This is a genomic window from Microseira sp. BLCC-F43 (assembly GCF_041929235.1).
Classification (GTDB): domain Bacteria; phylum Cyanobacteriota; class Cyanobacteriia; order Cyanobacteriales; family Aerosakkonemataceae; genus Microseira.
Genome location: NZ_JBHFNP010000006.1, coordinates 1 through 11,452, shown reverse-complemented (window position 1 = coordinate 11,452; position 11,452 = coordinate 1). Strand labels below are relative to the sequence as shown.

The window sequence follows — 11,452 nt, the reverse complement described above, 5'->3', positions numbered from 1 at the left end:
CGCAAAACAAGGACTTAGGAAAAAACAAAGGTTTTAAAGCCTCGGTTGTAGTTCGCACCCTTAAGCGTGCGCCTACACAAACGAAGTCCGCAAAACAAGGACTTAGGAAAAAACAAAGGTTTTAAAGCCTCGGTTGTAGTTCGCACCCTTAAGCGTGCGCCTACACAAACGAAGTCCGCAAAACAAGGACTTAGGAAAAAACAAAGGTTTTAAAGCCTCCGTTGTAGTTCGCACCCTTAAGCGTGCGCCTACACAAACGAAGTCCGCAAAACAAGGACTTAGGAAAAAACAAAGGTTTTAAAGCCTGCGTAGGCAGGCTTTGCTTGTGTAGCCGCACCCTTAAGGGTGCGGCTTCTGAAAATATCTACTCGCTAAATTCCACCCAAAATGACATACAAAGTAGAAACCGAAAACTTCTTCAAGGACTTAGATAAAGTTGCCAAAGCACGCTATCAAGTTGCTGGCAGTTTGGGCAAAATTGCCGCTACCTTGAAAACCGCAGAATCCGCCGGAGAATCTGCCTCTGGTAGTTTGGGATTAGAAAGAGACATCGAAGACATCAACCTCGCCAGCGATAAATTACGTAAAGGCGTATTTCGCCTCCTAGTTTTAGGAGATATGAAACGAGGAAAAAGCACATTCCTCAACGCTTTAATCGGAGAAAACTTATTACCCAGCGATGTCAATCCTTGCACGGCAATTTTAACCGTTTTACGCTACGGAAAAGACAAGAAAGTAACGGTTTACTTTAGCGACGGCAAACCACCGGAAACGATAGATTTCAAAGATTTCAAGCAACGCTATACCATCGACCCTGGGGAGGCAAAAAGGCTAGAACAAGAGAAGAAACAAGCCTTTCCCGATGTGAGTCACGCCATCGTCGAATATCCCTTACCGCTGTTAGAAAAAGGCGTGGAAATTGTTGATAGTCCGGGGTTAAACGATACGGAAGCAAGAAACGAACTTTCTTTAGGGTATATCAATAATTGTCACGCAATTCTGTTTGTTCTCAGAGCATCTCAACCTTGCACTTTGGGAGAACGTCGCTACCTGGAAAATTACATCAAAGGTCGAGGTTTGAGCGTTTTCTTCTTAATCAATGCTTGGGATCAGGTGAAAGAAGCTTTGATCGATCCGGATGATGAGGAAGAATTGCAAGCAGCAGAAACAAAATTGCGGAAAGTTTTTAAAGCCAATCTGGCTGAATATTGCTATGTGGATGGTTACGATATTTACGATGAGCGGGTGTTTGAAATTTCTGCGATTAAAGCCTTGCGGAAACGGATTAAAAACCCGATGGTTTCTTTGGAGGGAACTGGTTTTCCCGAGTTTATGGGGGCATTGAATACATTTTTAACTAAAGAACGCGCGATCGCAGAACTCAGACAAGCCCGCACCCTCGCCCGCCAAACCCAAAACCACGTCCGCGAAGCTGTAGAACGACGTTTACCATTATTGGAGCAAGATGTCAATGGATTGAAACAAAGAATTAGTTCCGTTGAGCCTGAATTCAACAAACTAACAGAGATTCGCAATCAATTCCAGCAAGAAATCAGAAACTTGAGCGCTACGAAATCTAAAGCGATCGCTGATTCTTTCCGTTCCTACGTATTAAACTTAGGCAACACCTTTGAAACCGATTTCTTACGCTATCAACCCGAACTGAGATTTTTAGATTTCCTCAGTCAATCCCGCCGCAAAGACTTTGAAGACGGACTCAAAAAAGCCTTCGAGCAATACATCAGCGATAAACTCGCCGCTTGGAGTTTAACCGCAGAACAAGAAATGACTGCGGCTTTTGGGCAACTCAGCAAAAGTGCGGCAAATTATGGCGCTTCCTACACCAAAGTCACCGACATCATCACTGAAAAATTAACCGGAAAAAAAGTACAACCAATCATCGGTACATCTACTGAAGATAACTCGCCAGCTTGGGCAAAATGGGCAATGGGATTATTTTCTTTAGCACGAGGAAACCTGGCAGGTGTAGCGATGGCGGGCGCAGGTTTCGATTGGAAAAATATCCTGCTGAATTTAATTACAGTATTCAGCATCAGCGCCATTATTGCTTCGTTTACCGGAATTGTTCTAGGCCCCCTTTATCTGGCATTATTAGGAATGGGTGTAGGAGTGTTGCAAGCCGACGGAGCCAGGAAAGAATTAGTCAAAGCGGCGAAAAAAGAGCTAGTGAAATATCTGCCGCAAGTCGCGAACGAACAAGGACAAATGATTCACGACGCAATTAAAGAGTGTTTCGATACTTACGAAAAAGAAGTATCAGAACGCATCGACGATGACATCAAATCTCGCAAGGCAGAGTTAGATAACTTGCTGAAGCAAAAGGAAACTTATGAAGTGAATCGCGAGACAGAATTAAAGCGGTTAAAAAGTTTAGAAAATGAGGTAACTTCGGAGGTGAGGAGTGTGGAATCGGTGTATCAGGATTTGTTGGAATCGGTGATTTGAATGTTAGTTCAATTAAACCGAGTTGGCGATACAGCCCGCCCAAAAATAAATTTCCGGGCTGTAGAGACGTTACATGTAACGTCTCTACAAGCCAGGGATTAAAATACCTGGCGGGCTGGCGGAATAGCGAACGATCGCAGCGAGCGCATACCTAACAAAAGAGAGTTAAATTATGAACAACTGGCCTAATTGGATTCCGAAACCAAATGCGTGGATGAGTGCAATTCTCTTAATTTTGCTCGTGAGGGGATTGGCAGTTATCCTCAGAGTAATTGTGGAACTTGGTCAATCTATGACTTGGCTTCCACCTAAGTTGCAAATCTTGTTGTATTACGGCGCTTTACTGTCGCCAATTTTAGCGATCGCAGTCGTCCATCATTGGCTGCACGTGTTTTTAGATCGGTCATTTCCCAACACGCGATCGCCTGAAATCACCCCCTCCAATAGCATATTTCCCGGTTTGATGAGTTGGTGGGAAGGCTTTTATGGTTGGATGGCGATCGCACTCGCTTTTATCGTCAGCAGCATGATTTCGATTATCTTTTGGCCCTCGCCTAATTTGCTATACGGAACGCTTGCTTGGTGGGATGAATTGAAAGATTTATTCACCATTGATACTCTCTATCGACTCATTACTACTGCCTATCTTTACCAGTTTGAACATATAGTACGGCAGCATTTAATGTCGGTTGGTGCTGAGCGATCGCATCGATAGAAAGCTTCGGGTGCGTTACACTTCGTTAACGCACCCTACTAAACAAACTGCCCCATAGGAACATTGATATGCAACAACCAGAAAATTACCACAACCTCGCCAACAATCTCAGATTCGCACTAGGCATCCTCGAACTCGATAAAACTTCCCAAGTTTATCGAGATGCAACCTTAATCTGCAACTATCTAGAAAATCCCACTTTCCGCATCGCTGTTTTTGGCCCTTTTAATTACGGCAAATCAACCCTACTCAATGCTATGCTGGGACAGCGTACTCTCCCCATCGATTTAATTCCCACGACTGGTGCTGCTATTCGCGTCAAATACGGGGAAGAATTACAAACTCGCATTACTTTAAAAGATGGCAGAAAAATTAGCGAACAAGGGACTGATATTCTCAAACAATTTGCCATCCTCGATGACAACAGGCGAATGCGAGAAGATGTCGCCGAAGTTGAAGTTTTCTGCCATCATCCCTTCCTGCAAACGGGGGTAGAATTCCTCGACTTACCCGGAACAAACGATCGCGAGGAACAAGATAACCTAGTCCGCGACCAATTATTGAGTGCAGATTTGGTAATTCAACTCTTAGATGCCCGCAAGTTAATGACATTAGGCGAACGGGAAAATTTACGCGATTGGTTGCTCGATCGAGGGATTAAAACTGTCGTTTTTGTCGTCAATTTCCTCAATTTAATGGAACCCGAAGAACAAAAACAAATCTACAGTCGCTTGCGGTTTGTTGCCGAAAGTTTTCGCTCGGATTTACCCGATAATTTTAGTAACCTTTACCGCGTCGATGCCTTACCCGCTTTGAGAGCAAGGCTCAAAGGAGATGCGTCGGCAATTCAGACAACTGGACTCTCGGCTTTTGAATCGGCACTGCAAAGTATTGTGGCAATTCAACAAGAGAAAAGCGGCAGTTGTAGGGTGGGGCGTGTGGATGCGATCGCCACCCAACTCACCCAATCTCTCCAAACCAAATATCAAACCATTTCCACCGAATTAGAAGCCGCCCAAACTAAACACAATACCAAAATACAAATCCAACAAAAAGCCGAAAAACTGATAAAACAAGGCTTTGAAACTAGCCTCACCGAATTGCGGAACTGGCTATCATTGTCAAATTTATTAAACCGCTATCAATCAGAAGCCGCCGCAGCTTTAGGGCAAAATCAATTTAAAACCTGGGAAACCGAATTTTTCCAACCTGCTTTGGTAAAGCATCAACAAGAAATTGTCAAGTGGGTGCAGCAAGCTTGTGAATTTTTCAATCAAGAATCTCCGGGAGATTTAATTATCTCATTACCGACTTCCCCAGAAATATCGCTGCCATCGCCACCAACAAATAAACCCAAAATTTCAGAAGATTTGACCGATACTGCCCCAGTCGCCGTCGCAACGGGTTTGGGTTGGGTTTTAGGTGGTCCAGTGGGTGCAGCCGTTGTAGGAAGTGCAGCCTATCTTTTAAATCGGAATGTCAAACAAGATAAGCCAAACAACTCAGTTGCTTATCAAAATCAAGCAGCACAAATTTGTGCCGATGCGGCTCAAGATTATCTGACTCGCTTTAGTAATGAAGCGCTGACAACGCTTAGTCAATATGAAGAAAAAGCCCAAAAAGTAATTAATTTTCAGATTCCTGCCGAGCCAATAGAAATTACTAACAAGCGCTATCAGCAGAATTTATTGCACAATTGCTGGGAAAACTTGCAGAGGGAATTAGAGGCGGTGAAGGGATTATAGATACTAGAATCCCGGTTTCTTAAAGAAACCGGGATTCTGTCGTTGAGCGATCGCAAAAGTAGGGGCACGGCATTTCAATACCCTCCGCGTCAGTTTAATCTTGTTGACGCCGTGCCCCTACACAACATTTCAATACCCTCCGCGTCAGTTTAATCTTGTTGACGCCGTGCCCCTACACAACATTTCAATCGCCTCCGCGTCAGTTTAATCTTGTTGACGCCGTGCCCCTACTCTCAGTTGAAAATTGCTGTAAAGACGCAACCATTAACAGCAAGAAGAGGTTTTCCGAAAAAACGTTCCAATTTGTTGTAGCAGATACTTATCTACAACAAGTAGGGACACGGCGTCAGTAATTTTTGTTTTCAACGCAAAGATATTCCCATGTTCCCTACTCAACAAATTTATGCCGCAGTCATGACAACAATGGTGCCAGTTTCTGCCAAACTACGACCTAGTGCTTAAAGGAGATTTCATCTATGAGAAGAATAGCTGCATTCCGCCTGGTTTCAGCTGCAATCGCGATCGCTCTGTTGATAGGAGAAACCAAGAACAGCACCGCCCAAATTTCTCCTACACCCGGTACGCCGCAGATGATAACGAACCAACGGGCGATTACAGTAGTGGGTCAAGGTTTGGCTGTTGCACCAGCGGATACAGCAAAGATAGAGTTTCGCTTCGGCAATCGCGCACCCACGGATCAACCAACCCAGGCGACTGTAGCATCTGCGGATAGTAATTTGGCTCTGCCGGTAGAAATAGCCCTCCAGCCTGTGGTTGATGCTTTAGTTGCGATTAAAGTCCCCCTTGGTAACATCCAACTGCAAAGCAGTTCGTTGGACAATCCCAAGCTGGTGGTGCAGGTGAACAAACCAACGCGCGATCGCGTCCAAGAAGTGGTAAAAGTTGTAACGAAGGCACTTTCTAGCGATAACAACTTGTTTATCCAGGGTATCGGTGCCGAGTATGGGGTAAAAAACTGCGTGCCATTAGAACGCACTGCACGCCGCGCCGCACTGCGAGATGCGCTGACACAAGCTCAAATTATTGCCTTCGACCTCGGTATCAAAGTTGGCGACATCCTATTCGTGACGGTATATCCCAGCTTCGGTTCTCCCGCTTCCTCATCTTGCGGTTCTAAAGTTGGAGTTCCAGTCTCTTCCATATTCTCAGTCAGTGAAAGTATGCCTCCCTATGACCCCTCTGCTAACCCAGAGGTCAAGTTGAGGATGCAAGTGAGTATCACCTACGGGATCCAATAACTCGATAAAACAGCTTGTGCGGCAGCCTAATACTATCTGTTGCCAACTGTTGACTACGATCTAAATCACTACTTTTGGGTGATACCGTCACATCTTTACAAACTCTTTAATCACAAAATTAGCCATAGGATTCTCACATTTAAATAAAGTCTGCGATCGCTTGTTGCGCTCAAGAAAAGCTTCATATTAGAAGCATCGAGTTCATTTTATTAGCCATGCAAGTTGAAGTGTCCCTCCTACCCTTTGGCATCGCCGAACTATTTGCCGAAGTTAACAAATCTGGCAAAATTACACTCGCCGATCGATATGGATTAATGGCTGCCCTATTAGAGGATACCCTCACCGAAGAAGACAAAGGCGCCATCGACCGAATACTATACTCTGTCCGCAAGGGAAGGTTGAAGGTGGTCAACGAACTCTCTACCATGCTGTAAATTTTGAGCGACTCAAGATCTAAAAGATCCTAAATTTTATATGAATTAAATAGACAAAAAATACAAACTCGCGCTTACCTTCGGCTGATCTTTATACATATTTAACTTTAATAGCCTATGCCTCCAGAGAGAGTTGGAATTGCGCCTCGCGCTTGACCAACTCTCTCTCTTTCTTAAATTAGATGTGTTCTTGACAATCGCTCACTTCCTGCACCAAAGATTCCGGCAGTTGGCGAATTTTGGCTATGGTTTCATCATGTAAAGTCATCGGTTTTCCTCGGTTGCTATCTGCATCTAAGATAATTCGGTATCGGTTGCGCGTGGGGGGCGGTTTGATGAATTTACTGCGTTAATTGCACAAATTTCTCGTCAAATCCGCCCCTACAGCACTAATAGACTTGTCCAAAAACTCTTGTGGGGTGGGCGTCTCGCCTGCCCTTGAGGTTGTTTTCTGCAAAGGTCTATTAGACTTGTCCAAAAACTCTTGTGGGGTGGGCGTCTCGCCTGCCAAAGAGTTTGTTTGTTGAACCTGTCTATTGTCCTCCCCCGCTCTCTATTTGCAGGAGAGGGAGCCGTTTTTCCTTATCCTCGAATAGCAACTTTTTCTTCAGTTGCAGGCATTTCTAGTTTGAGCGGAGGATCGAAGACCACAATAAAGGAAGCGTGGGGTATCAACTGTCGCAACCGCTGTAGGTGACCTTCTGCATCAGAGCGACTGCGGAATCGAGCTACAATTATCCGCTGCATGTTGGGAAGCAAACGCGCGATCGCCCAACAATTCAGGCGATCTCGGTAGGCAATAGAATGGGTATTTTGTGGCATGATTAATTTATCCAAAAAACAACAAAGGATAAGGCGTTAGCAAGTCTCTTGGCGGCGATGCACTAACGCCTTTTCCATCAAAATTAAAGCGCAATATCACAATTACTGTCAACAGTCAAGACTTAGCGCTAAGTTTTAACGCTAAGTTTTAACGCTAATCTATTCGTGAAGTGTGGCGATCAATGGATATCAGAGATGCGATCGCGCTTTTACCTTAAAAGAGTTTCAATTTCTTCATCAGTAAAGCCAAATTGCCTAAAAATACGCAACACATAAGCGGGTGACATTTCTCCAGCACCCATGTCAATTGGGACAACTCTCCTTTGCTCCTCAAATTCACGGATGTACAACCGATGCTCGCCCTTTCCTTCTCTATAAAATAAGCAACCGCCGCGCTCTAAAATTTTAATCAACGCTTTGGGCTTGAGGGCGGTTATATTTTTAGGCATATACTTTCCTTAATTCATAAATATCCTGACTCTGTTCCTCGCCCTGAATGGTTAAAAATTCGTGGAGTTCTTCTATAGAAATAGGAGCAGTATAAATATCCGGTTCACTTTCATACACTTCTGAGAAAGACTCAATTGCATCTCTCAGCTTACTAATCGCATTTTCTTGACTATCTCCCTGTCCTACCAATCCATTTTCTAAGCACAAAGCCACCCAATAGCCTGCACTTTGTCTGAGTACCACTGTGTAAAAGTCCATCTTTTCACCTGCTGCTATCCCATCTTGGCTTTGGTTCCATCTGCGATCGCTTTGTTGTCGCCTAAATCTAAGATACCTTCAGTCAACAAGAGTTGGTGCGATTCTTGGAGCGATAGCTTCGCTTCACGCGCAGCGTGCCTTTGGCATATCGCAACGCTTGATCTCTCGCCCATCCCCTGCCACGAAGTGCTACACTTGCATGTGCTAAGTAGTCTTTCTAACTTACAGCCAAATTCATTGCAGATTATAATATTAAATATATCTGTTATAATTCAGTTATAACTTAGACGCAATAGGAGAATTTATTGGCATCAGATGAGCTAGAAACTATCGAGATTGTTGAAGCGGATATTATTGATTCAACGGTTGAGGTAGGAAGTGGTTGTATTTGGCAAGGTAGTGGTAAAGAGCCTCAATGGGATAATCCAAAATCAACAAAAGCTTACGATCATATTATTCGTCATCATGCTTCTAAGCTGAAACTTAGTAATTTACAGGGAAGAGCGGCTAGCAAGAATCAAGCTCAGGGACAATGGTTAAATGAGCAAGATTGGGTAATAGCCGAAAAGTTAATTCCGAAGTATTATGGGCAGTATATTATTAAGTTTAATCCTCCGATAGGTAGAGTTTATCATCCTGATGGTGGAATTACTGAAAATGTTTATTATCTTCAAATAGGGAGAAATGCTGACGGAACAATTAAATACGCCTATCCGGTTGTTAAACCTAAATAAAAGAATTGAAATCGAGGTAAGTTAGGATGAACGTAACAAGTAATTTTAATTGGAAAATCGGCGAACGCAATCTAGAAAATTATGCGTTACCTCCTGACGATCCGCTAGGGGAATTATCTGCTTTTGAATTAGGGTTACGCCGTTTTTGTTATGAGTGCGATCGCCAAGTAATTGTAGAAATTGGCGATATCCAGTTTACTGTGTTTTTTGAACCGGATATTTGTATGTTATTAGAAGATCGGTTTCCCAAACAAATTGGGGAATTAGAACAGGGTAAAAGTATCCGGATATATTTTGCATAAAGTTATCATATTACCGCAATATTAACGCCTATAGGTGAGCGGATTAATTGTCAATTAAGGAAGTTTGGTTATCAGCATAGTCAGCAGGATTATGAGTTGGATAAACAGCAAGTTTTAGCAGAGTTAAGAAAGTTTTTGGTTGAGGTGATGGGATTGGCGGTTGATAATGGTTATGTGACTTTAGAGGATAAGGAAAGGTTTATTGCTCCAGCTTTTCCTCAGAAGGTACAATCGGTAATAGTGGTGTGATTAAGAATGCGATGGCTGACGCCTCGGCTATCGCCTACGCACCCGATAAATTCACCTCATACAAAAAAGCCGCGCCCTGCAAACTCCACCAACCAACCCCACATAGTCTAAAAAATGCTACAATCGGTAAATTGGTAAACTAAGTAAATTAATTGAATACCTTCTTTCTCGTCCTCCTGAAGCCAGATTTAAAGATATTAGTTATGTCCTGGAAGCGTTCGGTTATCAGGAAGTTAGATCGCGAGGAAGTCATCACGCTTTTGAGAATGAGCAAGGAGAAGTCATTATTATCCCTAAAAAAGGCGGGAAAAAAGTCAAACGAACTTATATTGAAGAAACCATTAGATTACTAGATTTAGAAAACTGGAAAGATGAAAACTAATTCTCAGCTAGAGCATCAATCTTTAGAATATTATCTCTCTTTAAAATATCCGATGTCTATTTACCCAGAAGACGATGGAGGATATACAGTAATTATTCCCGATCTACCAGGTTGTATGAGTCAGGGAGAAACCTTAGAAGAAGCGCTAGAAAATATTAATGAAGCGCGAGAGTTATGGATAGAAACTGTTTATGATAGTGGGAAAAAGCCAATTCCTTTACCTTCTAAACGAATTGCGATCTAAAAAGAGCGATACCTGCGGCAAGCTACACTAACGCACCTGAAAAAGGCATATCATCAGAAAGGGCGATCGCGCTCAAGGAAAATAGCGATAAAATTCCTTTCGGTGTATTACCCTGTAAAACGTAACTGTTTCGCCATCAAATACAACACCGATGCGATAGTCGCCTAATCGAATTCGATAAGCATTTTCATATCCCTTTAGCTTTTTCAAGTTGGCGAGATCTTCAAAATTAGGTATGTTGGGTATCTCTTCAAAAACCAGTGCTTGAATAGATTCAAACACAGGCGTACTTTTAAGTGCCTTGATGTCTTTAATAAAACTAAGTAGATACTCTGTATTCACTCTTTTTCAAGTTCTGCTAGCGCTTCATCTAAATTAAGGGGGGTTTCATCTTTTACTTCCATCATCGCAAGTACGAGTCCTTCATCCTCCATAGCTTCTAGGAGGCGCTGATAATCGCTAAAATTGATAACGACTTTTTGGATAGTACCGTTAGTGTCAGTTATCAGTTCTTTAACAAAGGGATAATCTTCAGCTTTCATTTAAGTTTTGGGCTTGATAGTTATATTATTAATGTAGCGCGATCGCGTAGCGTGCCGGAGGCATATCGCTTGAATAACTACAGGCGATCAAAATCATCAGAACTCAACCATAGTCTGTAGGGTGCGTCAGCTAGTCAAGTTCGTTATCTCATCGATACATTTTTTGGTTTGACGCACCATACTATAGCTGCTAGCGATTCCGATTTGGAAAACGAATCGCACGTCCTTCTGTGGCACTGCGTTGACGGCTGCGGTTACGAGGATTATTCCAGAATGTAGTTACTATTCTACCGTTCTGCGTCACTACAGTAGCATTACGACCTTCATAGCGGACTCTGGTTCTACCATTATGTCCGCGTCGATGCGGTTGACGAACAACCCTACCTTCTCGAACTGCTTGAAGTATATCTCTGGCAGGAATGTTGTCTTGTCTCCTACTGGTTTGACCGTGCTGTCTGGGGGTAGGCAAAAAGCCGCGAAGACGAGTTCCAATAATGCCAGTACGAGGTATTGGATTGCGAGGACTCCGATTTAAACGAATGCGAGGTCTGGCAAATGCTGCACCCAGATCAGAAAGCAGAATTACAGCAGTTACAAGTAAAGCTAAAACTGATTTGAAACGAGATGTTTTCATCAGCGATTCTCCTTGCTAGTTGATGAGGCTGAATAATAGCCTAAAAAATACTTTATAGCGGTTTGTAACCCCGTTGAATACAGCCCTTGTGGCTTCGTTTTTTTTTGGGGCCCCCCCACGGGGGGGGGCAAAACAAAAAAAACCCCCAACAAAACAAAAAAATAAAAAAACAAAAAAAAAAATAAAAAAAAAAAAAACACACAAAAAAAAAAAAAA

Annotated in this window: 17 protein-coding genes; 10 read left to right on the top strand and 7 right to left on the bottom strand. The window is 43.0% G+C overall.

Features of this window, described 5'->3' with window-relative positions:
* Positions 1-387 precede the first annotated feature (387 nt).
* The 5 genes from ACE1CM_RS01270 (at position 388) to ACE1CM_RS01250 (ending at position 6,619) form a co-directional block, all read left to right on the top strand.
* On the top strand, positions 388-2,466 hold the full coding sequence (locus ACE1CM_RS01270) for a dynamin family protein (protein ID WP_374875594.1): 2,079 nt from the start codon (positions 388-390) through the stop codon (positions 2,464-2,466).
* Positions 2,467-2,638: 172 nt separating this feature from the next.
* A complete protein-coding gene (locus tag ACE1CM_RS01265; RefSeq protein WP_374875593.1) occupies positions 2,639-3,181 on the top strand; it encodes a hypothetical protein in 543 nt (180 codons plus the stop codon).
* 68 nt (positions 3,182-3,249) lie between these two features.
* Positions 3,250-4,926: a dynamin family protein gene (locus tag ACE1CM_RS01260; protein ID WP_374875592.1), complete on the top strand. Its 1,677-nt coding sequence runs from the start codon at positions 3,250-3,252 to the stop codon at positions 4,924-4,926.
* 476 nt (positions 4,927-5,402) lie between these two features.
* Positions 5,403-6,185, top strand: coding sequence for an SIMPL domain-containing protein (locus ACE1CM_RS01255; protein WP_374875591.1), 783 nt, complete (start codon positions 5,403-5,405; stop codon positions 6,183-6,185).
* Between the two features lie 215 nt (positions 6,186-6,400).
* A complete protein-coding gene (locus ACE1CM_RS01250) occupies positions 6,401-6,619 on the top strand; it encodes a hypothetical protein (protein WP_374875590.1) in 219 nt (72 codons plus the stop codon).
* A 582-nt stretch (positions 6,620-7,201) separates the two neighbouring features.
* Here the strand turns inward: ACE1CM_RS01250 and ACE1CM_RS01245 are convergent.
* The 4 genes from ACE1CM_RS01245 to ACE1CM_RS01230 all read right to left on the bottom strand — a co-directional run bounded on the left by ACE1CM_RS01245 (position 7,202) and on the right by ACE1CM_RS01230 (position 8,322).
* The gene (locus tag ACE1CM_RS01245; RefSeq protein WP_374875589.1) at positions 7,202-7,441 is read right to left on the bottom strand and encodes a hypothetical protein; all 240 of its coding nucleotides are present in this window, start codon (positions 7,439-7,441) and stop codon (positions 7,202-7,204) included.
* Between the two features lie 209 nt (positions 7,442-7,650).
* Positions 7,651-7,890, bottom strand: coding sequence for a type II toxin-antitoxin system HicA family toxin (locus ACE1CM_RS01240; protein ID WP_374875588.1), 240 nt, complete (start codon positions 7,888-7,890; stop codon positions 7,651-7,653).
* Positions 7,883-8,149, bottom strand: coding sequence for a type II toxin-antitoxin system HicB family antitoxin (locus ACE1CM_RS01235; RefSeq protein WP_374875587.1), 267 nt, complete (start codon positions 8,147-8,149; stop codon positions 7,883-7,885). The genes ACE1CM_RS01240 and ACE1CM_RS01235 overlap by 8 nt, the downstream gene beginning before the upstream one ends.
* A 14-nt stretch (positions 8,150-8,163) precedes the next feature.
* Entirely contained in the window at positions 8,164-8,322 is a 159-nt protein-coding gene (locus ACE1CM_RS01230; protein ID WP_374875586.1) for a hypothetical protein, read from the bottom strand.
* 132 nt (positions 8,323-8,454) lie between these two features.
* Between ACE1CM_RS01230 and ACE1CM_RS01225 the strand changes: the two genes are divergently transcribed.
* The 5 genes from ACE1CM_RS01225 (at position 8,455) to ACE1CM_RS01205 (ending at position 10,060) form a co-directional block, all read left to right on the top strand.
* Positions 8,455-8,883 carry a hypothetical protein gene (locus ACE1CM_RS01225; protein WP_374875585.1) on the top strand — a complete coding sequence of 143 codons (429 nt, stop codon included), beginning with the start codon at positions 8,455-8,457 and terminating at the stop codon, positions 8,881-8,883.
* 26 nt (positions 8,884-8,909) lie between these two features.
* The gene (locus tag ACE1CM_RS01220) at positions 8,910-9,185 is read left to right on the top strand and encodes a hypothetical protein (RefSeq protein ID WP_374875584.1); all 276 of its coding nucleotides are present in this window, start codon (positions 8,910-8,912) and stop codon (positions 9,183-9,185) included.
* Positions 9,186-9,281: 96 nt separating this feature from the next.
* Positions 9,282-9,434, top strand: coding sequence for a hypothetical protein (locus tag ACE1CM_RS01215; protein ID WP_374875583.1), 153 nt, complete (start codon positions 9,282-9,284; stop codon positions 9,432-9,434).
* Between the two features lie 130 nt (positions 9,435-9,564).
* A complete protein-coding gene (locus ACE1CM_RS01210) occupies positions 9,565-9,816 on the top strand; it encodes a type II toxin-antitoxin system HicA family toxin (RefSeq protein WP_374875595.1) in 252 nt (83 codons plus the stop codon).
* Entirely contained in the window at positions 9,806-10,060 is a 255-nt protein-coding gene (locus ACE1CM_RS01205) for a type II toxin-antitoxin system HicB family antitoxin (RefSeq protein ID WP_374875582.1), read from the top strand. Before ACE1CM_RS01210 ends, ACE1CM_RS01205 begins: the two co-directional genes overlap by 11 nt.
* Positions 10,061-10,132: 72 nt before the next feature.
* Here the strand turns inward: ACE1CM_RS01205 and ACE1CM_RS01200 are convergent, their stop codons facing one another.
* The 3 genes from ACE1CM_RS01200 to ACE1CM_RS01190 all read right to left on the bottom strand — a co-directional run bounded on the left by ACE1CM_RS01200 (position 10,133) and on the right by ACE1CM_RS01190 (position 11,236).
* Entirely contained in the window at positions 10,133-10,402 is a 270-nt protein-coding gene (locus tag ACE1CM_RS01200) for a type II toxin-antitoxin system RelE/ParE family toxin (RefSeq protein ID WP_374875581.1), read from the bottom strand.
* Positions 10,399-10,602: a hypothetical protein gene (locus tag ACE1CM_RS01195; RefSeq protein ID WP_374875580.1), complete on the bottom strand. Its 204-nt coding sequence runs from the start codon at positions 10,600-10,602 to the stop codon at positions 10,399-10,401. The genes ACE1CM_RS01200 and ACE1CM_RS01195 overlap by 4 nt, the downstream gene beginning before the upstream one ends.
* A 190-nt stretch (positions 10,603-10,792) precedes the next feature.
* On the bottom strand, positions 10,793-11,236 hold the full coding sequence (locus ACE1CM_RS01190) for a hypothetical protein (protein ID WP_374875579.1): 444 nt from the start codon (positions 11,234-11,236) through the stop codon (positions 10,793-10,795).
* Between the last annotated feature and the right edge of the window lie 216 nt (positions 11,237-11,452).

Bases quoted from the DNA above. Each gene is read 5' to 3' on its own strand.
- ACE1CM_RS01270 (WP_374875594.1), top strand. From the start codon at position 388: ATGACATACAAAGTAGAAACCGAAAACTTCTTCAAGGACTTAGATAAA.
- ACE1CM_RS01265 (WP_374875593.1), top strand. From the start codon at position 2,639: ATGAACAACTGGCCTAATTGGATTCCGAAACCAAATGCGTGGATGAGT.
- ACE1CM_RS01260 (WP_374875592.1), top strand. From the start codon at position 3,250: ATGCAACAACCAGAAAATTACCACAACCTCGCCAACAATCTCAGATTC.
- ACE1CM_RS01255 (WP_374875591.1), top strand. From the start codon at position 5,403: ATGAGAAGAATAGCTGCATTCCGCCTGGTTTCAGCTGCAATCGCGATC.
- ACE1CM_RS01250 (WP_374875590.1), top strand. From the start codon at position 6,401: ATGCAAGTTGAAGTGTCCCTCCTACCCTTTGGCATCGCCGAACTATTT.
- ACE1CM_RS01245 (WP_374875589.1), bottom strand. From the start codon at position 7,441: ATGCCACAAAATACCCATTCTATTGCCTACCGAGATCGCCTGAATTGT.
- ACE1CM_RS01240 (WP_374875588.1), bottom strand. From the start codon at position 7,890: ATGCCTAAAAATATAACCGCCCTCAAGCCCAAAGCGTTGATTAAAATT.
- ACE1CM_RS01235 (WP_374875587.1), bottom strand. From the start codon at position 8,149: ATGGACTTTTACACAGTGGTACTCAGACAAAGTGCAGGCTATTGGGTG.
- ACE1CM_RS01230 (WP_374875586.1), bottom strand. From the start codon at position 8,322: ATGGGCGAGAGATCAAGCGTTGCGATATGCCAAAGGCACGCTGCGCGT.
- ACE1CM_RS01220 (WP_374875584.1), top strand. From the start codon at position 8,910: ATGAACGTAACAAGTAATTTTAATTGGAAAATCGGCGAACGCAATCTA.
- ACE1CM_RS01205 (WP_374875582.1), top strand. From the start codon at position 9,806: ATGAAAACTAATTCTCAGCTAGAGCATCAATCTTTAGAATATTATCTC.
- ACE1CM_RS01195 (WP_374875580.1), bottom strand. From the start codon at position 10,602: ATGAAAGCTGAAGATTATCCCTTTGTTAAAGAACTGATAACTGACACT.
- ACE1CM_RS01190 (WP_374875579.1), bottom strand. From the start codon at position 11,236: ATGAAAACATCTCGTTTCAAATCAGTTTTAGCTTTACTTGTAACTGCT.